The sequence below is a fragment of the Faecalispora jeddahensis genome (assembly GCF_000577335.1).
Taxonomy (GTDB): domain Bacteria; phylum Bacillota; class Clostridia; order Oscillospirales; family Acutalibacteraceae; genus Faecalispora; species Faecalispora jeddahensis.
In genome coordinates, this window is record NZ_CBYL010000008.1 from 33,909 (window position 1) to 53,480 (window position 19,572).

Below are 19,572 nucleotides of genomic sequence, written 5' to 3' on the forward strand. Positions count from 1 at the left end.
CCTCCCTTACAGCGACTCGCCGCATTTTACGCAAACGCGGTCTTTGGTGCCGTCCTCATAGAGCTTATGCGCAACACGAGTGGGCTTTCCGCAGCGAGGGCAAACGATCTGAACCTTGCAGGCGTACAGAGCGCCCTCGGCCTTTACGAGTCCGCCCGGGGCACCCATTTTACGGGGCTTTACATGCTTTGTTACCATGTTGCGGCCCTCGACGATCACTTTGCCCTCTTTGGGGCTGACCGCCAGAACCTTCCCCTGCTTGCCGCGCTCTTTGCCGCTCAAAATGATGACGGTGTCACCAGTTTTTACATGAACTTTGTTATTCATTAGTGAACACCTCCATTACAGTACTTCCGGGGCAAGGCTTAAGATTTTCAGGTAATCCTTATCGCGCAGTTCTCTGGCAACGGGCCCAAAGATACGCGTGCCCCTGGGGTTTTTGTCGTCCTTAATAATAACAGCCGCGTTCTCGTCGAAGCGGATATACGTTCCGTCGTGGCGGCGAACGCCAAAAGCGGTACGAACAATAACCGCTTTAACAACGTCGCCTTTTTTAACAACGCCGCCGGGTGCTGCTTTTTTGACCGAAGCTACCACAACGTCGCCAATATTGGCATACCTTCTGCCGGTGCCGCCCAGCACGCGAATGCACATAAGCTCTTTCGCGCCGGTGTTGTCGGCAACCTTGAGGTAAGTCTGCTGTTGTATCACAGTGCGTTCCTCCTTCGCTGAAAGCTACTTATTTTGCTTTCTCAATAATCTCGACAAGACGCCATCTTTTTTCTTTGGAAAGGGGACGGGTCTCCATCACACGCACGCGGTCACCGATGTTGCACTCGTTGTTTTCGTCATGAACCTTCAGTTTCACAGTACGCTTGATAATCTTGTTGTAAAGCGGATGCTTCACGCTGTCCTGGATAGCGACAACGGCGGTTTTGTCCATCTTATTGCTGACGACCTTGCCGACGTTGGTTTTTCTCATATTTCTGTCACTCACAGCTTAATCCTCCCTTCCCATTACGCTTTCGCGCTGTCCTTCAGCTCATTGTCACGCAGCACGGTCTTAATGCGGGCAATGTCTTTCTTGACAGCGGAAATTCGCATCGGGTTGTCAAGCTGATTAATGGCAAGCTGAAAACGCAGGTTGAAAAGCTCTTCTTTCAGATCCTTCAGCTTGCTCTGCAGCTCTTCGGTTGTCAACTCTCTAATCTCTGCGGCCTTCATGATTGCTCACCACCCGTTTCTTCCTTCTTGACAAACTTGCATTTGATCGGCAGCTTGTTTGCAGCAAGGCGCATTGCCTCTCTGGCGGTTGCCTCGGCAACGCCGCCGATTTCGAACATCACTCTGCCGGGCTTTACAACGGCCACCCAGTACTCGGGCGCGCCCTTACCGGAACCCATGCGGGTTTCTGCCGGCTTCTTAGTGACAGGCTTATCGGGGAAAATCTTAATCCAGACTTTACCGAATCTCTTTGTGTAACGAGTCATGGCAATACGGGCGGCCTCAATCTGGTTCGAGGTGATCCAGGCGGGCTCAAGGGCCTGAAGGCCGAAATCGCCGTATGCGACCTGACTGCCGCGATATGCCTTACCGGTCATACGACCGCGGTGCACTCTGCGGTATTTCACGCGTTTAGGCAGCAACATTATTTATTGCCTCCTTCCCTCTTGGGCTTGCGGTTATCGTGGAGAACCTCGCCTCTATAGATCCACACCTTCACGCCAATGCGGCCGTAGGTGGTAGCAGCCTCGGCAAAACCGTAGTCGATGTCTGCACGGATGGTCTGCAGCGGGATAGTACCCTCATGGTAGTGCTCGGTACGGGCAATTTCAGCACCGCCCAAACGGCCGGAAACCTGAGTCTTGATGCCCTTCGCGCCGAGCTTCATGGCGCGGCCCATGCACTGTTTCATTGCACGGCGGAACGAAATTCTCTTTTCGAGCTGCTGGGCAATGTTCTCCGCAACGAGCTGTGCGTTCAAATCGGGGGATTTCACCTCGACGATATTGATGGATACCGGCTTGCCCAGCATCGCTTCGCACTGCACGCGGAGCTTCTCGATCTCTGCGCCGCCCTTGCCGATGACCATGCCGGGCTTTGCGCAGTGAATGTGAACGCGAACCTTGGAAGCGTCGCGCTCGATCTCAATTTTCGGAACACCCGCGGAAGCGAGCTGCTTCTTGAGTGTTTTACGCAGCTTGTAATCCTCGACCAGGGTGTCGCCAAAGACATTGTCCTTCGCGAACCAGCGGGAATCCCAATCTTTAATTACGCCCACACGAAAGCCGTGGGGATTGATTTTCTGGCCCATAGTTTACCTCCTCCGCTATTCTTTTTCCTTGAGCACGAGGGTAACGTGCGAAGTTCTTTTCAAAATTCTGAACGCGCGACCCTGCGCTCTGGGGCGAATGCGCTTGAGGATCGGGCCAGGGCTGACGAAGCACTCGGCGACGTACAGTCTGGTAACGTCCATGTTATGGTTATTCTCAGCATTTGCAATGGCCGACTTCAGCAGTTTCTGAAGGTCTTCACATGCGGCCTTTGGGGTATGCTTCAGGATAGCCATAGCAAGGTCTGTCTCCTTGCCCCGGATCAAATCCAGCACAATCGATACCTTGCGGGGAGAAATACGGGCGTATTTCAAATAAGCCCTTGCTTCCATTGTATACACTCCTTTCGGCCTTTATCGGGTAGTTTTGGATCCGGCGTGACCTTTAAAGGTTCTGGTGGGGGCAAACTCACCGAGCTTGTGCCCAACCATATCTTCGGTAACATAAACCGGAACATGCTTGCGGCCGTCATGGACGGCAATCGTATGACCGACGAAATCCGGGAAAATAATCGAAGCTCTGCTCCAGGTCTTGACGATTTTCTTTTCGCCGGCGGCGTTCATCTCTTGAATCCTTTTCAGCAGAACGGGCTGAACATAAGGACCCTTTTTCACACTTCTGCTCATCAGTTAAGCTCCTTTCTGTCCGCCTTACTTACTGTTTCTGCGCTTCACGATAAATTTATCGGAGCGGTTCTTCTTAGAACGGGTCTTGTAGCCCAGTGCGGGTTTACCCCAGGGGGTTACAGGGCCGGGACGGCCGACGGGAGACTTACCTTCACCACCGCCGTGGGGGTGATCGTTCGGGTTCATAACAGATCCGCGAACGGTAGGACGCCAGCCCATGTGGCGCTTGCGACCGGCTTTACCGATCTTTACGTTCTCGTGGTCGAGGTTGCTGACCTGGCCAATAGTAGCCATGCACAGCTGAGAAACGTTGCGCAGTTCACCGGAGGGCAAACGCAGCAGCGCCATGCCGTTTTCCTTCGCCATCAGCTGAGCCTGGTTGCCGGCCGAACGAGCCAGCTGGCCGCCCTTGCCGGGGTACAGCTCAACGTTGTGGATGAAGGTACCGGTCGGGATCGCAGAAAGAGGCAGCGCATTGCCGGGCTTAATGTCGGCGCCTGTGCCGGAAACAACTGTGTCGCCGACCTTCAGGCCGTGAGGAGCGATAATGTAGCTCTTCTGGCCATCCTCATACTGAATGAGCGCGATGAAAGCGGAGCGGTTCGGATCATACTCCAGGGTAAGAACCTTCGCCGGAACATCTGCTCTCTGACGCTTGAAATCGATCACGCGGTACTTTTTGCGGTTTCCGCCTCCGCGATGGCGAACCGTAATTCTGCCATAGCTGTTACGGCCGGACTTTTTATTCAGCGGCTCCAGCAGGCTCTTCTCAGGGCCCTTCTTGGAAAGCTGAGAATAATCTGTTACCGACATGTTGCGGCGGCCCGCGGTAGTCGGTTTATAATTAATAATAGGCATTCGGTTTCACACTCCTTGTTATGGCTTTGCGGGGATCAGCCAAATCCCCATACTTTGCCCCTGCCTCAGGATCGGCAGGATTCTGTATACACATTGTAATATCGACACGCGATATTACATCATACCCTCGAAGAATTCGATCGGCTTGCTGTCCTCGGTGAGGGAAACAACCGCTTTTTTCCACGCGGCGGTATAGCCCTGGGTTCTGCCCTGGCGGCGCAGATGTCCGCGAACATGCAGGGTATTCACCTTTGCGACCTTGACCTTAAAAAGCTCCTCGACAGCGCGCGCAATATCAATCTTTGTGGCATTGCGGGCAACCTCGAAGGTGTACTTTTTGAAGCCAATGGCGCTCATGCTCTTTTCCGTAATGATCGGGCGGATGACAATCTCATGTGCAGTCATTATGCATACACCTCCTCGATCTTGGCTACGGCATCCTTGAGCACGATGAACTTATCGGCATTGAGGATGTCATAGACATTCAGAGTGTTTACGGTGGCGGTTTTCACGCCCTGCAGGTTCGCAGCGGAAGCGATGACCTTCTTATTCTCCTCGGGGAGAACAATCAGGGCCTTCTTCTCAGCGCCGAGCGCCTGAAGCATGGAAACGATCACCTTTGTTTTGTATTCGTCCATTGCAATCTGGTCCAGAACAACGATCTCGTTGTCGATGACCTTGCTGGAGAAAGCAGATTTCATGGCAAGACGGCGAACCTTCTTGTTCACGGTATATCTGTAGTCGCGGGGCTTCGGCGCAAATACGACACCGCCGTGTCTCCACTGGGGAGCGCGGATGGAGCCCTGTCTTGCGTGGCCGGTACCCTTCTGGCGCCAGGGTTTTCTGCCGCCGCCGGCAACCTCCGAGCGGGTCAGCGCGGACTGTGTGCCCTGCCGCTGATTTGCCAGATAGTTTTTCACCAGCTCATGCATTACTGCGACATTGGGTTCAATTCCAAATACGGCTTCAGAAAGCTCGATTTGTCCAACTTCCTTACCAGCCATATCAAGTACTGCTACTTTCGGCATTCTAATTCCTCCTTCCCTTACGCCTTCACGCTGTCGCGGATGACAACAACGCCGCCGTTAGGACCAGGGATAGCCCCTTTGATAGCGATCAAATTGTTTTCAGTGTCCACCTTGACAACGGTCAAATTCTGAACGGTAACCTTTTCAGCACCCATGTGTCCGGCGGCCTTCAGGCCCTTGAACACTCTGGAAGGACTGGAGTTGGCGCCCAGAGAACCGCGGTGTCTGGCAACAGGGCCGGTACCGTGGGTTTCCTTCAGTCTCTGGAAGTTCCAGCGCTTGATCGCGCCGGCGTAGCCCTTACCTTTGCTGGTGCCGGAAACATCGACCTTGTCCCCTTTTTCGAAGACGTCGGCCTTGATCAGGTCGCCTACGTTATAGGCGTCTGTGTTGGAGAGTCTGAACTCTCTCAGAGTTCTTTTGGGAGCTACATCCGCTTTCGCGAAATGGCCCTTCAGGGGCTTATTCAAACGGTTCAGCTTTCTGTCGCCGAAACCGACCTGAATTGCCGCATAACCGTCGTTTTCAACCGTCTTCTTCTGCGAAACGACGCAGGGACCGGCTTCTACAACAGTGACAGGGACAACGTTCCCCTTTTCATCGAAGATCTGCGTCATGCCGATCTTCTTGCCAATGATTGCCTTTTGCATGTTTTTTACCTCCTATGCAGGTTATTGGTTGGTGTTTCACCAACGTGACCCCAGCCGCTCGGTTGGTCGATCAGAGCTTGATCTCAATCTCGACGCCCGCGGGAAGTTCCAGGCCCATCATCGCCTCTACTGTTTTGTTAGAGGGTCTGAGGATGTCGATCAGTCTTTTGTGGGTTCTCATCTCGAACTGCTCACGGCTGTCCTTGTACTTGTGAACAGCGCGCAGGATGGTGACAACCTGCTTCTCTGTCGGCAGCGGAACCGGGCCGGAAACTCTGGCGCCTGTACGCTTTGCCGTTGCCACGATCTTCTCTGCGGACTGATCCACCAGCTGATGATCGTACCCCTTGATTCTGATCCTGATTTTTTCTTTGACTGCCACGTTGAATCGCCTCCTTGTAAATAGTTGGCGGGCGGCGTTTTTAAAACCTAACACTGTTCCGGGTGTTTCTCCCTAGAACACTAAAAACCGGATTGACTTCGGAAACGAAGTTAATCCGGGAAAGGCACAAAAAAACGTCTGGGCAAAACGGCGCACTCATGGCCTGTTCTGTCCCAAAATATCTGTCGCCCGGTTTAAAATCGGACATACTCCACGGAAAAACCGGCAAATCTGCCGCAACCTCCCGCTTCATCGCATATCTGTCGCAGTCACGCTTCATTATAATACCATATTCCTCATGGGAACGCAAGAATTATTTTCTCTTTTCTGCAAGAAATTTTTATGTGATTATTATTGAAATCAAACAAAAATTTAGTGAGATACTACGGCGTTCTCCAATTCCTCTTCCGGCAGCTCATACGGCGTGTATCCCTCAGGGTTGGCTTCCACCTTTAAATAGGGCTTCATCTCAAAATACGGCACCACGATCTGATACACATCGCCCAGCGCGTAGGGCACCGGCAGGGAAAAGCCGATTCCGTCCGGCGTCATATACACGGAGGTTTCCGCCTTGTTCTGCGCAATGATCTCGGATGGGAGTGCGTCTACGATCTCTGCCGGAGCGTTGTCGCGCACGGCTTCCCAGATCACCTCATACAGATCCTCGTCATCCTCGAGCAGATCGGACGCAGCCAGCACTTTGCCGGATTGCAGATCGAAATTGACAGCCCTGGTATATTTGCTCGGGTGGGCAGCATCGGAGCGCCCGAATGAAACGGTAAACAGCACACTGACGAAGTCGCCGCTCTGACGCGTCAGCTCGTAATCGGTGCGGATCGTGACCTGTATTACCTGCTTGCTCGAAGCATCCCGCTCCTCCGCATAGCCATTCTGCTCCACGTCGCGCAGCGCCGCTTCCTTTACGGCGGCATTCAGCGCCTCCGAATGCTTCATTCCCAGAAACACCGGATACGCTACCGTATAGTTTTTCCCATTATTTTGAAATTGAAACAGCTCGCGGCGCACTGCCGCGGTTGAAACCTGATCCGAGCTTTCCGGCTCGGAGGATTCGGGAGCCGAGAACTCCGGCTGAGAGGACTCCGATGCGGAGACCTCTTCGGAAGAAGAAGGCGCCGAGCTTTGCCCGCCGCGCCCCGCGCAGCCGGTCAGCAGAGAGAACAGCAGCGCAGCAGCGGCCCCTGCCGCAATCAGTCGTTTCATTTCAGCTCCTCCTTTTTTCAGAAGTAATTTGTTTATGCCGGATCACAGTTCCCCGGGCAGAAATCATTCGATTGGCAAAAAACAGGGACGCCCTATAAAATAGACCCCAGGGGCCCTGCAGCGAACGCTCACTGACCAGAATGGAAGTCGGGCCATCCAGAAGCTCAAGATCCTCCTGCGAATCAATTCCTTTGGCAAACAGCACCGGGCGCGGAAAGCATTGCCGATATTGACCCCACCCGCGCACCGCAGCAGCCGCAGAAAACACCAAGGCTACCAATGCAATCAGTCTTTTCATGGCCGCCCTGCCTTTCCATCAAATCGCTTTTTTCTGCTACGCTCGCGCCGCCAATCACTCAAAGAAGAGAAGGTGTCCGCAAAGAAAAAGACGAAACGAAAAAAGACACTTACCGCACTCCAGCTGCTTTTTTGCGTCACAAGGATCGAGGTAGGGCCGTCCGCTGCACCAATCACGCCCACCGCGCAGGCATCACGGTCGGTCCACCGACGACTGAGCCGCCAGCCGGACAGCGCCGCAGCAGCCGTCAATGCAACTGTCAGCACCGCCGAAATTTTCCAAAGCTTTTTCATAGGATTCTCCTTTCTTCTCTCCTTATTCTGCGGGGAATGGAAAAAAGGGAAAGGGATGGCTGGCATCCTCTTTCCCCTTTTCGCGTCGTTTTCCATCGGTTTCGTCCGTTTCGGCGGCAAATGGCTTAATAGGCCTTTCCCCAGTAAACCATCGCTTTGGCTTTCTGCCCACAGCAGACACAGGTCTCCGTAATCTGTTCCTGCTCGAAAGGCATACAGCGGGAGGAAACTCCAGCCAAATCTTTCAGTTTTTCCTCACACTCGGGACTTCCGCACCACATTGCTTTGATAAAGCCGGGCTTCTGGTCCGCCATCTCGCGGAATTCATCCAATGTTTTGACGGTGTAGGTCATGTTTTCGCGGCGACTCAGCGCCGTGTCGTACATGCCCCTGCGAACCGCTTCCAGCTGGTCCAACACAGCCTGTTCGAGGTCGGCCAGAGAAACAAAACTCTTTTCTCTGTCGGTTCTGCGAACCAGCACGCATTGATCCTTCTCGATATCCTTGGGGCCGATCTCCAAACGGATCGGAACCCCTTTCATTTCATACTGAGCAAACTTCCAGCCAGGCGACTGATCACTGTCGTCAACCAGAACGCGACAAACCTTTTTGAGCCTTTGCTCCAGTTCTCTCGCCTTTTCCAGAACGCCTTCCTTGTGCTGAGCCACCGGCACGATCACAACCTGAATCGGTGCGACCGCAGGGGGCAGAACCAGGCCGTCGTTATCTCCGTGGGTCATAATGATTCCGCCGATAATGCGGGTGCTCAAACCCCAGGAGGTCTGGTGAGGGTAGCAGACAGAATTATCCCTGCCCTGGAACGTGATGTCAAACGCTCTTGCAAATCCGTCGCCGAAATAATGGCTGGTACCGGACTGCAACGCCTTGCCGTCGTGCATCATGGCCTCAATGGTATAAGTCATTTCCGCGCCGGCAAACTTTTCCTTGTCGGTCTTTCTTCCCTTGATCACCGGGATCGAAAGCTCGTTCTCGCAAAGCTCCGCGTACACCCGCAGCATCTGCTCGGTTTCGGCCTTGGCCTCTTCCGCCGTTTCGTGCATGGTGTGTCCCTCCTGCCAGTGGAATTCCACCGAGCGAAGGAACGGGCGTGTGGTTTTCTCCCACCGCACCACAGAACACCACTGGTTATAGAGCTTTGGAAGATCGCGCCAGGATTGAATTTTACGCGCGTAATAATCACAGAACAGGGTTTCGGAAGTAGGCCGCACGCAAAGGCGCTCGGGAAGCTCCTCACTGCCGCCGTGGGTTACCCACGCGACCTCGGGCGCAAAGCCCTCTACGTGATCCTTTTCCTTCTGGAGCAGACTTTCCGGAATAAACAGCGGCATTGCAACGTTCTGATGCCCCAGCTCCTTAAAGCGCTTATCCAGAAGATCGCGGATGTTCTCCCAGATGGCCCAGCCGTATGGTTCAATCACCATACAGCCGCGCACGCTGGAATAATCCATCAGCTCCGCTTTTTTCACAATATCTGTGTACCATCTGGCAAAGTCTTCCTCCATGGGAGTAATGGCCTCTACCAGTTTCTTTTGTCCGGCCATGATTCGCTTGCTCCTTAAATTACTGCTTTTCTTTTTTGCCGCCGGTCAGCTTATCAAGGCCAACGATCAGCGCATAGATCAGCACCATTACGATAAAAATACCCAGCATACCCTTGCCCATCAGCTCAAGGGAATGGTCAATGTTCTCAGTGGTCACTTCGCCGATTAGGCTCTGAAACGCAACTGCCAATGTAGTTAAATTCATAATAAAGACCCTCCTTTAAGCCAAAAATACTTTAGCCAGGGACAGAATGATACCGCCGGCTACAACGGAACCGATCTGGCCTGCAACGTTCGCGCCAACAGCGTGCATCAGCAGGTGGTTCTGGTTGTCCTCTTTCAGAGCCATCTTCTGGATGACACGAGCGGACATCGGGAACGCGGAAATACCGGCGCCGCCGACCATCGGGTTGATCTTTTTGCCCTGGGGCAGGAAGATGTTCAGAATCTTCGCGAACACAACGCCGCCGATGGTGTCAAAGACAAACGCAAACAGACCCAGAGCCATAACGATCAGCGTACCCACGTTCAGGAAGCGGTCTGCCTGCATGGTGAATGCGATGGTGATGCCCAGGAAGATTGTGATCAGGTTTGCCAGCGGGCCCTGCGCTGTCTGAGACAGGCTCTCGAGGCGACCGCTCTCACGGATCAGGTTACCGAACATCAAAAAGCCTACCAGCGCTACGGAATCGGGAGCGATCATGCCCGCGATCAAAGTAACGATGATGGGGAACAGAATCTTGGTGGTCTTGGTAACGGACTTCGGGTTGTAGGGCATGCGGATCATGCGCTCTTTCTTGCTTGTTACCAGCTTGATCGCCATAGGCTGAATGACCGGCACCAAAGCCATGTACGAATACGCCGCGACGGCAATCGCGCCCATATAAGCGCTGCCCAGCGTCTGAGAAACAAGAATGGAGGTCGGGCCGTCAGCAGCGCCGATGACACCGATGCTCATGGCGTCCTTCAGCGGGAAGCCGAGCAGAACCGCCAGCACAACAGTCAGGAAGATACCAAACTGGGCCGCGCCGCCGAACAGAAGCATCCGGGGGTTGGAAAGCAGGGGTCCGAAATCGATCATCGCACCGATACCAACGAACAGCAGAAGCGGAAACGCCTCAGAAGTTTCGATACCGGCCTGGAACAACCAGGTAACAATACCCGGCGCTCCCACAACAGTAGTATGACCAGCAGCATCAACAACAATGTTGCCGAGCACGCCCGGAAGGGGCAGGTTTACGAGGATTGCACCAAAGCCCATGGGGAGCAACAGTGCAGGTTCAAAATCCTTTTCAATTGCAAGCCAAATGAGCAGCGCTCCAACTACCCACATGACCAGCATTTTCGGGTTGGCGGCCATAGTCTGCACGCCGTCAACTAAAAAGCTGAATTCATTCAACGATTTTTACTCTCCTTTTGAAAATATTTTATTTTCCATGCTAACTCCATACATTATATCGGCTTCCTTTGTGATTTTCAAGTCAAAAGACTAAAAAATCATAAAAAAACCGCTGTGCAGGGCACAACGGCTTTCATTTTTTGTAGATTATACAGTTTTAACCATTTTTTTGCTGATTTTATACAGTCTTAAACATGCTCTTCAATGTATTTCACAAGTTCCCCGACTGTTTTAATGTTATCGATCTCCGTATCGGGAATCTCGATTTCAAATTCATCTTCGATCGACATCAGCAGGTCGACCACATCCAGGGAATCCGCGCCCAGGTCATCCACCACGGATGTGTCTAAAGTAATGGAGTCCTCCTCAACATCAAACTGCTCGCTGAGGATCGCCTTTACCTTCTCAAAAACCATCCTTTTTCCTCCTTACCGAATAAAGTAAAAAATGATTGCGCTCGGTTTGCAATCAAGAATATTGTATGCTACAATTTCCCTACCCACATATTATTAGCAATCTTTCTCTTTGTCAATAGGAATTATAACATTCCTAATTATTTCTTTTCAGAGGGGTTTCCAAATGAAAAAACGTCATTTCGGCCTGATCGGGTTTCCGGTGGGCCACACCATGTCGCCGTTCATCCACGGCGAGCTGTTCCGCCTTGCGGGGATCGACGCGGACTACACGGTGTTCTCTGTTTCTCCGGAGGGGCTTGCGCAGCCCGAAGAGAAGGAGCGCCTTCTCGGGCTGGACGGCTTTAATGTGACGATTCCTCATAAGCAGGCGGTCATGACTTTGCTGGGAAAAATCGACGAAAAAGCGGCGGCGTTTTCCTCGGTGAATACTGTCAAGAACGAGAACGGATGCCTTTGCGGCTTCACCACCGACGGGGAGGGCTTTCAAAAGTCTCTTCGCGCCGCGGGAATCCCCATGGGAGGGAAAAACCTGATTTTGGGCAGCGGCGGCGTTTCGCGTGTGATGGCTTTCGAGCTGGCCGACGCCGCCTATTTCCCCGATCTGACGATCTGCGTGCGGGAAAGCGGCCTTTCTTCCGCCCGCGAGCTGGCAGACACCCTGACCGAGCGCCTGCGCCGGGAGCAGAAGGATTTTTTGGTGCGTGTCTGCCGCTACGACGAGCTTGACCCGGCCGAATCGTATGATCTGGCCGTGAACGGCACGCCGGCGGGTATGCACCCGAACACCCATACTATTCCCCCGCTTCCGGCGGAATTATACCAAAATATTTCCGCCGTTTTCGATGCGGTGTACAATCCGGAAGATACCTTGTTCCTGCAGACAGCCCGGCGCGCCGGAGCTGTGGCCGTGGGCGGCATGGATATGCTCGTGTGGCAGGCGGCCGCGGCGCAGCGCATCTGGTACGGTGCGGAGTTCGATCCGCAGCGCGTGGCCGAAATAAGCCGCAGCGCTATTTTGGAAATGAACCGCATGTTCGGCGCGGCAAAGGAGTGACGCGGATGAGCGGCAACATTGTTCTGTGCGGCTTCATGGGCAGCGGGAAAACAACGGTCGGACAGGTTCTGGCACAGAAAAGCGGGCGGCGCTTTTTCGATCTGGACCAATATATTGAGCAGCGGCAGGGAAAAACCATTTCTCGGATTTTTGCCGACGAGGGCGAGCAGACCTTCCGTCGGCTGGAAACGGAAGCCGCGCGGGAGCTTTCCTCACAGAAAGATCTGGTCATCGCCACCGGCGGCGGCGCGGTTTTAAGAGAAGAAAATGTGGACATCCTGCGCCAAAACGGCGTCATCGTGCTGCTGGACGCTTCCCTCGATACGCTGGAGCGCCGCCTTGACGGCGTGAGCGACCGGCCGCTTTTGCAGCGGGATGACCGGCAGGAATTTTTGCGCGCGCTGTATGCCAAAAGAATGCCCTTATACCGCACCGTAGCGCAGCTTTGCGTGGATGCCGACCATGACCCCGATACGGTCTCAGAACAAATTTTACAAAAAGCTGAACTTTTTTTCGGTGAAAACACTTGACAAATTTTTTGAGATTGTTTATCATGAACGCAAGTTGAAAACGAAAATCGGAGGAATCTCTTTCATGGACGTTATTCGTAACAGTGTGCGATTTACAAGCTTTGGCTATCCCCGCTATTATTTTGCGTGGGATTTTTTCGCATGCTCCGAATACTGCCGTGACTGTTTCCGTCGGTCTGAATTTACTTCTTGCACAGGGCGTACCAAACGCCGCTAATTTTTGCAGGGTAATATTAGAAGGGACGAAGCTGCCTGGCAGCTTCGTCCCTATTTTTTTACCCAAATTCAATACAGGAGGGTACTATTATGATCATCGTATTAAAACCGGAATGCACAAACGATCAGCTGGAGCAATTCATTGAAAGGCTGACCAGCCATTACGACCTTCAGGTGAACACCTGGGTAGGCACCCAGAGAACCGTTCTTGGCCTGATCGGCGATACCTCCATCGTAGACATGGACTATATCGCTGCGCAGGACCTGGTGGAAAGCGTAAAGAGGGTGCAGGAGCCGTACAAGAAGGCAAACCGCAAGTTTCATCCGGACAATACGGTGATCACCCTCCCCGGCGGACAGAAAATCGGCGACGGCTCGCTCACCCTGATTGCCGGCCCCTGCTCCGTAGAGGGCGAGGAACAAATTTGCGGCATCGCGGAACGCGTAAAGACTGCGGGCGCCAAGTTCCTGCGCGGCGGCGCGTTCAAGCCCCGCACCTCCCCATACTCCTTCCAGGGCATGAAGGCCGAGGGTCTCGAGCTTTTGAGTGAGGCAAAGAAGAAAACCGGCCTGCCGATCGTCACCGAGATCATGCGCGTTTCACACCTTGAGCTGTTCGAGGATGTCGACATCATTCAGGTGGGCGCACGCAACATGCAGAACTTCGAGCTGCTCAAGGAGCTCGGCAAGATCAACAAGCCCATCCTGTTAAAGCGCGGCCTTTCCAGCACGATTGAAGAGCTGCTGATGAGCGCAGAATACATCATGGCGGGCGGCAATGAGCAGGTCATCCTCTGCGAGCGGGGAATCCGCACCTTTGAACCCTACACCCGCAACACGCTGGATATTTCCGCCGTGCCGGTGCTCAAGAAGCTTTCTCACCTGCCGGTCGTCGTAGACCCCAGCCACGCAGGCGGCATCGCCTGGCTGGTAGAGCCGCTGGCCATGGCCGCGGTGGCCGCCGGAGCCGATGGTCTGATCATCGAAGTGCACAACGACCCGCCGCACGCGCTCTCCGACGGCGCGCAGTCTTTGACGCCCGACCAGTTCGACAGGGTTTCCTCCCGCCTGTTCGAGGTGGGCAAGGTATTCGGCAAAACACGATAATGCGGCAAACGGCCGCACCGGCCGAACGATTTGGCAAGGAGAGTGTGAACTTTGCAACCAACACCACACACCGGCCGACGCGCGCCGGAAGAACGAAATCCTGACGAGCTCGATATCGTCATTGTCGGGCTGGGGCTGATCGGCGGCTCTTTGGCCAAAGCTCTTTCTCAGAACCGCCACCGGGTCACCGGGATCGACCAGAACCCGGAGGTGATCCAGCAGGCGCTTCTTTGCAGCGCGATTTCCGCCGAGGCGGACGACGGCACGCTTTCTCGTGCCGACCTGATCCTTTTATGCTGCTACCCGCAGGCCTGCATCGACTTTGTGCAGAAGAAAGGCGCGCTGCTCGGGGGCGCGCTCGTGAGCGACACCTGCGGGGTAAAAGGATATATCTGCCCCGAGCTGACGAAGCTTGCCCGCGAATTCAGCTTTACCTTCGTCGGCGGCCACCCGATGGCGGGAAAGGAGCAGAACGGCTTTGCGGCAAGCGAAGCTAATCTGTTCGAGGGAGCCAGCTACCTGTTGATCCCCTGCGGAGCGCCGGATGGTGCCGTGGCACTGATGGAACACCTGGCCCGCTCGGTCGGCGCAGCCCGCACCATCGCCACCACGCCGGAGCACCACGACGAAATGATCGCGTTTACCTCTCAGGTGCCCCACGCGCTGGCCTGCGCGTATGTGATGAGCCCGCTGTGCCCAGAGCACCCCGGCTACTCCGCAGGCAGCTACCGCGACGTTTCCCGCGTGGCGCGGATCAACGAAACCCTTTGGAGTGAACTGTTCCTGGAAAACCGCGAGCCTTTGACCCGCGAAATCGATACCCTACTTGGGCATCTGACAGAAATCCGGAACGCTGTGGCGGAAAATGACCGCGAAGTGCTTCGCGGCCTGCTGCGGCGGGGCCGGGAGATTAAGGAAAGGCTGGGAGAATAAATGGAACTGACGATTCAAACCTCAAACCCTTATCAGATTCTGATTCGGCGCGGCTGCCTGGATCAGCTGGGAGAACAGGCAACCGCACTGTTCCGCGAGGGCGGCCGGGCCATGATTATTACCGACAGCAACGTCGGCCCGCTGTACGCCCGGCGTGCGGCGGATTCCCTGGCAAAAGCGGGCTTTGTCCCCGATGTTTTCACCTTCCCCGCCGGAGAAGAGAGCAAGCGTCTTTCCACCATTGAACAGATTTATGCGGCCATGGCCGAGCAGAAGATGACTCGCACCGATTTCATCGTCGCGCTCGGCGGCGGCGTGACGGGAGACATGGCCGGCTTTGCCGCCGCCACGTTCCTGCGCGGCATCGGCTTTATTCAGATTCCCACCTCGCTGCTCGCGCAGATCGATTCCTCCGTCGGCGGCAAAACCGGCGTAGACCTGCCGCAGGGCAAAAATCTGGTGGGCGCATTCCACCAGCCGCGCCTGGTACTGATCGACCCCGACACGCTCGCCACTCTGCCGCCCCGCTTTTTCTCGGACGGTATGGCCGAGACCATTAAATACGGCTGTATCAAAAGCCGCCCCTTGTTTGAGCTGATCCGCGACAACGATTTGTCAAAAGACCCGAAGGTGCTCGAGCAGATGATCACCGAGTGTGTGGACTGTAAACGCCGTGTGGTGGAGGACGACGAATTCGACACCGGCGAGCGCATGCTGCTGAATTTTGGCCACACACTGGGGCATGCCCTGGAAAAGCACTATGCGTTCGGAAAGCTGACCCACGGCGAAGCGGTGGGCATCGGTATGGTGAAAATTTCCTGTGCGGGTGAGGCACTTGGCCTGACAAAATCCGGCACTGCAGAAGAAATCTCTGCCTTGCTGCGGCAGTACCATCTGCCCACAGAGGACGACGCGCCGGCGGAAAATCTGGCAAAAGCCGCCGCAATGGATAAAAAGGGAATGGGCGGCACGCTCAACCTGATCCTGCTGCGTGAAATCGGTCATTCGTTTGTACATCCCATTCCGAAGCAGGAGCTTCTTCCTATTATAATAAAGGAAAAGGAGGGGCACGCATGAACCGAGCAATCATATCCCCTGCCCGGCTATGCGGCTCCGTGACAGTTCCCCCCTCAAAAAGCGCCGCACACCGCGCGATTTTCTGCGCCGCACTGGCCCGAGGTGAAAGCCGGCTGTATCATGTGGCGGATTCGGAGGATATGCGCGCCACGCTGGGCGCGATTCAGGCGATGGGCGTAGAGGTTCGCCGAGAGGGCGATGCCCTCATCGTCAACAGCAGCGGAAAATGGGAGGATGAGGCCGAGATCGACTGCGGGGAATCCGGCTCGACCCTGCGCTTTCTCATCCCCATACTGGCGGCGCTCGGCATCCGCGCCGAGCTGACCGGCCGGGGTCGACTGCCGTATCGCCCGCTGAATACCTATCTCGAGTGCCTGCCGCCCCACGGCGCCGTGCTCCAAAGCGAGGGCGGACTTCCGCTTTCGGTTGACGGCGGGCTGATTCCCGGTGAGTACACGCTGCCGGGGAACATCAGCTCCCAGTTTATCACGGGGCTGCTGCTGGCGCTCCCGCTTCTGCCGGGCGACAGCCGCATCCGTCTGACGACTCCGCTTGAATCCGCCGGGTACATCGATTTAACGCTGGCGGTGCTGCGCGATTTCGGCGTGGAAATCCGAACTGTCCAGAACGGCTGGGATATTCCCGGCTGGCAGCAGTTTCAGCCGCGCGATTACACCGTGGAGGGCGATTGGTCTCAGGCGGCGTTCTTTCTTGCGGCAGGTGCGCTTGGCGGCGAGCTTATGATTCACGGTCTGCGCCGCGACTCCGCGCAGGGCGACCGGGAATCTGCCGAGCTGTTCCAGCGCTTCGGCGCGCAGATCGGCTGGCAGGGCGATGTACTGACCGTATCGTGTGCGCCGCTGCGCGGCATTGAAATCGACGCCGCGCAGATTCCCGACCTGGTACCGGTGCTGGCGGCCACCGCCGCGCTGGCCGAGGGGCGCACCGTAATTACCGGCGCCGCCCGCCTGCGATTAAAGGAAAGCGACCGCCTGGATGCGATGACGAATGCTCTTTTGATACTCGGCGCAAAAATCACCCAGCAGCCTGACGGGCTTGTGATCGATGGGGTATCACAGCTTTCACCCGGCAGCGTTGATGGCTGCAATGACCACCGGGTCGTAATGGCAGTGGCCATCGCCGCACTGCGGGGAACCTCACCCACCATCATCACCGACGCGCAGAGCGTCGCAAAATCATATCCTAATTTCTTTGAGGAATACAACCGGTTAGGGGGAAAAGCCAATGTCATCTAGCTTCGGGGACTCCGTACGAATCAGCATCTTCGGTGAAAGCCACGGCGAGGCCATCGGCGTGGTGCTCGACAATCTGCCCGCAGGCTGTTCCATTGATGAGGAGCAGCTCGCTCTGCAGATGGCGCGCCGCGCGCCGGGGCGCGATCTGGCCTCCACCCCCCGCAGTGAGGGTGACCGTGTCCGCATTGTCAGCGGGCTGCTGAATGGCAAAACCACTGGCGCGCCGCTGTGCGGAATGATTGAGAACACCAACACCCGCTCCTCCGATTACGAGAGTCTGCGGGTTTTGCCGCGCCCCGGCCACGCGGATTACACCGGGGCCGTACGCTACAACGGAGCGAACGATGTGCGCGGCGGCGGACATTTTTCAGGTCGGCTGACCGCTCCGCTCACCTTTGCGGGCGCGGTGTGCCGCCAGATTCTTTCCGTACACGGAATCCGCATCGGCGCGCACGCTCTGCGCATTGCGTCTGTAACGGACACAGCCTTTGACCCAGTGGAGATTCCGGACGCTCTGCTGGAGCGCCTTTCCACAGAATACTTTTCCCTGATCGACCGCTCTGTCGAAGCCGCAATGCGGGAAGAGATTGAAGAGGCCCGCAAATGTGCCGACAGTGTGGGCGGCGTGGTGGAATGCGCTGTCACCGGCGTTCCCGCGGGCATCGGCTCACCGATGTTCTACGGCGTGGAGAACGTGCTTTCCTCCATTCTGTTTGGCGTTCCCGCCGTAAAAGGCGTGGAATTCGGCGACGGCTTTGCAGCCGCTTCTCTGCACGGCAGCGAAAATAACGACGCCTTCACCGCCGAAAACGGTCAGGTGAAAACCCGTACCAACCATTGCGGCGGGATTCTTGGCGGCATCACCACCGGCATGCCTCTGATCCTGCGCGCGGCGTTCAAGCCCACTCCCTCCATTGGCCGGGAGCAGAACACGGTGAATCTAAACACTCTGCAAAATGAGCCGTTGGTTGTTCATGGGCGGCATGACCCGTGCATCGTTCCCCGCGCGATTCCGGTAGTGGAAGCCGCAGTAGCGGTGGGACTTGTCAATTTGATGGCGGAAAGAGGGCGACTGTGATGACACTCGAGGAAATCCGAACAAAAATCAACGAGATCGACGATCAACTGCTGCCTCTGCTCACGGCTCGCCTCGACTGCGGACGTGAGGTAGCGGCGGTCAAACAGAAATCCGGCGGCCCGGTACTCAATCCTGATCGCGAGCGCGAAATTCTCGACCGCATGGAGAGCCGCGCCGGAGAATACGGCAGAGAGGTTCGGGTCATCTATGCCGCGTGCATGGAAGCCAGCCGCTCGTTACAGCACCGACTGCTCGGCAGCGGAGAGGATCTGCGCGCCCTGATTCAGAGCGCAAGAGACCGACTCCCGTCCGGTGGGCGAATTGCCTGCCAGGGTGCCGAGGGAGCCTATTCGCATCAGGCGGCACTGCGGCTGTTCCCAGAGGGGGAGCTCAGCTTCTCCCACGCATTCGGCGATGTATTCGAGGCGCTCCGGCAGGGCACGGCGGATTTTGGAATCCTTCCCGTTGAAAATTCCTCCGCAGGCTCTGTCACCGAGGTGTACGATCTGATTTTAAAGTACCGCTTTTTCATCGCGGCAGCGACCACGGTAAAAATTGATCACTGTCTGGCTGTTCCAAAAGGTACACAGCGTGAGGAGCTGAAAACGGTGTATTCCCACCCGCAGGCACTGGCCCAATGCTCGGAATATCTGAATAACAACGGCCTTTCGGCCGAGCCGTTCAGCAACACGGCAGCCGCGGCGAAAATGGCTGCACAGCAGGGCGGCAGCATCGGGGTGATCTGTTCGCAGCAGGCGGCGGAGACCTATGGCCTGACTATTCTCGACCATGACATCCAGAACTCCCACAGCAACTGCACCCGCTTTGTGGCGGTGTGCCGCGGCCCGATCATCCCGCCGGATGCGCAGAAGATCAGCCTGTGCTTTTCCCTGCCGCACACCACCGGCTCGCTCTCCGGGGTTTTATCGCGTTTTGCAATCCACGGCCTGAATCTGACGAAAATCGAATCCCGGCCGCTCGCAGACAAAAACTTTGAGTATGATTTCTATCTGGATTTTTCCGGCAATGTGCATGAGGCCGACACGCTGGACTTGATTGCCGCCTTGTATGAGGAGCTTCCCCGCTTTTCTTTCCTGGGAAATTACCGGGAGCTGGAAGCCGCTCCCTGAGCTCTCTATATATAATGAAAAGAGCATTCTTCCTACCGGGGTTTCTTCCGCAGAGAGAATGCTCTTTTCAATTCATGCTATCCACAGTATCCTGATCTGCGGTCTGCTCCATAAAACACAAACCG

28 protein-coding genes are annotated in these 19,572 nt (G+C 55.6%); 8 read left to right on the forward strand and 20 right to left on the reverse strand.

Annotation, left to right across the window (positions count from 1 at the left end; all coding sequences use genetic code 11):
* Window positions 1-6: 6 nt before the first annotated feature.
* The 20 genes from rplX to acpP form a co-directional block, all read right to left on the reverse strand.
* Window positions 7-327: a 50S ribosomal protein L24 gene (rplX, locus tag TY09_RS04860; RefSeq protein ID WP_009065525.1), complete on the reverse strand. Its 321-nt coding sequence runs from the start codon at window positions 325-327 to the stop codon at window positions 7-9.
* A 15-nt stretch (window positions 328-342) separates the two neighbouring features.
* On the reverse strand, window positions 343-711 hold the full coding sequence (gene rplN, locus TY09_RS04865; protein ID WP_009065641.1) for a 50S ribosomal protein L14: 369 nt from the start codon (window positions 709-711) through the stop codon (window positions 343-345).
* Window positions 712-739: 28 nt separating this feature from the next.
* A complete protein-coding gene (gene rpsQ, locus TY09_RS04870) occupies window positions 740-997 on the reverse strand; it encodes a 30S ribosomal protein S17 (protein WP_009065601.1) in 258 nt (85 codons plus the stop codon).
* A gap of 20 nt (window positions 998-1,017) precedes the next feature.
* Complete coding sequence (gene rpmC / locus TY09_RS04875) at window positions 1,018-1,224, reverse strand: 50S ribosomal protein L29 (RefSeq protein WP_009065675.1); 207 nt, start codon at window positions 1,222-1,224, stop codon at window positions 1,018-1,020.
* Complete coding sequence (rplP, locus tag TY09_RS04880; protein ID WP_009065611.1) at window positions 1,221-1,649, reverse strand: 50S ribosomal protein L16; 429 nt, start codon at window positions 1,647-1,649, stop codon at window positions 1,221-1,223. The genes rpmC and rplP overlap by 4 nt, the downstream gene beginning before the upstream one ends.
* Entirely contained in the window at window positions 1,649-2,314 is a 666-nt protein-coding gene (gene rpsC / locus TY09_RS04885) for a 30S ribosomal protein S3 (RefSeq protein WP_009065761.1), read from the reverse strand. Before rpsC ends, rplP begins: the two co-directional genes overlap by 1 nt.
* A gap of 15 nt (window positions 2,315-2,329) precedes the next feature.
* Window positions 2,330-2,665, reverse strand: coding sequence for a 50S ribosomal protein L22 (gene rplV / locus TY09_RS04890; RefSeq protein ID WP_009065523.1), 336 nt, complete (start codon window positions 2,663-2,665; stop codon window positions 2,330-2,332).
* Between the two features lie 21 nt (window positions 2,666-2,686).
* Window positions 2,687-2,959 (reverse strand): 30S ribosomal protein S19, encoded by a 273-nt coding sequence (gene rpsS / locus TY09_RS04895; RefSeq protein WP_009065752.1) that lies wholly within the window; start codon window positions 2,957-2,959, stop codon window positions 2,687-2,689.
* Window positions 2,960-2,983: 24 nt separating this feature from the next.
* Window positions 2,984-3,817, reverse strand: coding sequence for a 50S ribosomal protein L2 (gene rplB, locus TY09_RS04900; protein ID WP_009065625.1), 834 nt, complete (start codon window positions 3,815-3,817; stop codon window positions 2,984-2,986).
* Between the two features lie 114 nt (window positions 3,818-3,931).
* Entirely contained in the window at window positions 3,932-4,222 is a 291-nt protein-coding gene (gene rplW / locus TY09_RS04905; protein ID WP_009065538.1) for a 50S ribosomal protein L23, read from the reverse strand.
* Window positions 4,222-4,845, reverse strand: a complete 624-nt coding sequence (rplD, locus tag TY09_RS04910) for a 50S ribosomal protein L4 (protein ID WP_009065618.1) — start codon at window positions 4,843-4,845, stop codon at window positions 4,222-4,224. The genes rplW and rplD overlap by 1 nt, the downstream gene beginning before the upstream one ends.
* A gap of 17 nt (window positions 4,846-4,862) precedes the next feature.
* Window positions 4,863-5,495 (reverse strand): 50S ribosomal protein L3, encoded by a 633-nt coding sequence (gene rplC / locus TY09_RS04915; protein ID WP_009065765.1) that lies wholly within the window; start codon window positions 5,493-5,495, stop codon window positions 4,863-4,865.
* Window positions 5,496-5,565: 70 nt separating this feature from the next.
* The gene (rpsJ, locus tag TY09_RS04920; protein WP_009065628.1) at window positions 5,566-5,877 is read right to left on the reverse strand and encodes a 30S ribosomal protein S10; all 312 of its coding nucleotides are present in this window, start codon (window positions 5,875-5,877) and stop codon (window positions 5,566-5,568) included.
* A gap of 372 nt (window positions 5,878-6,249) precedes the next feature.
* Window positions 6,250-7,098, reverse strand: coding sequence for a DUF3298 and DUF4163 domain-containing protein (locus TY09_RS04925; protein WP_042431621.1), 849 nt, complete (start codon window positions 7,096-7,098; stop codon window positions 6,250-6,252).
* A 1-nt stretch (window position 7,099) separates the two neighbouring features.
* On the reverse strand, window positions 7,100-7,396 hold the full coding sequence (locus TY09_RS04930) for a hypothetical protein (protein WP_042431622.1): 297 nt from the start codon (window positions 7,394-7,396) through the stop codon (window positions 7,100-7,102).
* The gene (locus TY09_RS04935; protein WP_042431624.1) at window positions 7,393-7,689 is read right to left on the reverse strand and encodes a hypothetical protein; all 297 of its coding nucleotides are present in this window, start codon (window positions 7,687-7,689) and stop codon (window positions 7,393-7,395) included. The genes TY09_RS04930 and TY09_RS04935 overlap by 4 nt, the downstream gene beginning before the upstream one ends.
* 125 nt (window positions 7,690-7,814) lie before the next feature.
* A complete protein-coding gene (gene proS, locus TY09_RS04940) occupies window positions 7,815-9,251 on the reverse strand; it encodes a proline--tRNA ligase (protein WP_042431626.1) in 1,437 nt (478 codons plus the stop codon).
* Window positions 9,252-9,270: 19 nt separating this feature from the next.
* Window positions 9,271-9,456, reverse strand: a complete 186-nt coding sequence (locus TY09_RS04945; protein WP_042431628.1) for an OadG-related small transporter subunit — start codon at window positions 9,454-9,456, stop codon at window positions 9,271-9,273.
* Between the two features lie 15 nt (window positions 9,457-9,471).
* Entirely contained in the window at window positions 9,472-10,593 is a 1,122-nt protein-coding gene (locus tag TY09_RS04950) for a sodium ion-translocating decarboxylase subunit beta (RefSeq protein WP_081759605.1), read from the reverse strand.
* A 245-nt stretch (window positions 10,594-10,838) separates the two neighbouring features.
* Window positions 10,839-11,066, reverse strand: a complete 228-nt coding sequence (gene acpP, locus TY09_RS04955) for an acyl carrier protein (RefSeq protein WP_009065587.1) — start codon at window positions 11,064-11,066, stop codon at window positions 10,839-10,841.
* 163 nt (window positions 11,067-11,229) lie between these two features.
* On the opposite strand from acpP, the gene TY09_RS04960 reads away from it, so the two are divergent.
* The 8 genes from TY09_RS04960 (at window position 11,230) to TY09_RS04995 (ending at window position 19,447) form a co-directional block, all read left to right on the forward strand.
* A complete protein-coding gene (locus tag TY09_RS04960; protein ID WP_042431630.1) occupies window positions 11,230-12,120 on the forward strand; it encodes a shikimate dehydrogenase family protein in 891 nt (296 codons plus the stop codon).
* 5 nt (window positions 12,121-12,125) lie between these two features.
* Window positions 12,126-12,650, forward strand: coding sequence for a shikimate kinase (locus TY09_RS04965; protein ID WP_042431633.1), 525 nt, complete (start codon window positions 12,126-12,128; stop codon window positions 12,648-12,650).
* Window positions 12,651-12,956: 306 nt separating this feature from the next.
* Window positions 12,957-13,973, forward strand: a complete 1,017-nt coding sequence (aroF, locus tag TY09_RS04970; protein WP_009065505.1) for a 3-deoxy-7-phosphoheptulonate synthase — start codon at window positions 12,957-12,959, stop codon at window positions 13,971-13,973.
* A 51-nt stretch (window positions 13,974-14,024) separates the two neighbouring features.
* Window positions 14,025-14,906, forward strand: a complete 882-nt coding sequence (locus TY09_RS04975; RefSeq protein WP_052335556.1) for a prephenate dehydrogenase — start codon at window positions 14,025-14,027, stop codon at window positions 14,904-14,906.
* Window positions 14,907-15,983, forward strand: coding sequence for a 3-dehydroquinate synthase (gene aroB, locus TY09_RS04980; protein WP_042431635.1), 1,077 nt, complete (start codon window positions 14,907-14,909; stop codon window positions 15,981-15,983).
* Complete coding sequence (gene aroA, locus TY09_RS04985) at window positions 15,980-17,239, forward strand: 3-phosphoshikimate 1-carboxyvinyltransferase (RefSeq protein WP_042431637.1); 1,260 nt, start codon at window positions 15,980-15,982, stop codon at window positions 17,237-17,239. Before aroB ends, aroA begins: the two co-directional genes overlap by 4 nt.
* Window positions 17,229-18,317 (forward strand): chorismate synthase, encoded by a 1,089-nt coding sequence (gene aroC, locus TY09_RS04990; RefSeq protein WP_042431639.1) that lies wholly within the window; start codon window positions 17,229-17,231, stop codon window positions 18,315-18,317. Before aroA ends, aroC begins: the two co-directional genes overlap by 11 nt.
* A complete protein-coding gene (locus tag TY09_RS04995; RefSeq protein WP_042431641.1) occupies window positions 18,317-19,447 on the forward strand; it encodes a bifunctional chorismate mutase/prephenate dehydratase in 1,131 nt (376 codons plus the stop codon). The genes aroC and TY09_RS04995 overlap by 1 nt, the downstream gene beginning before the upstream one ends.
* Window positions 19,448-19,572: the final 125 nt, after the last annotated feature.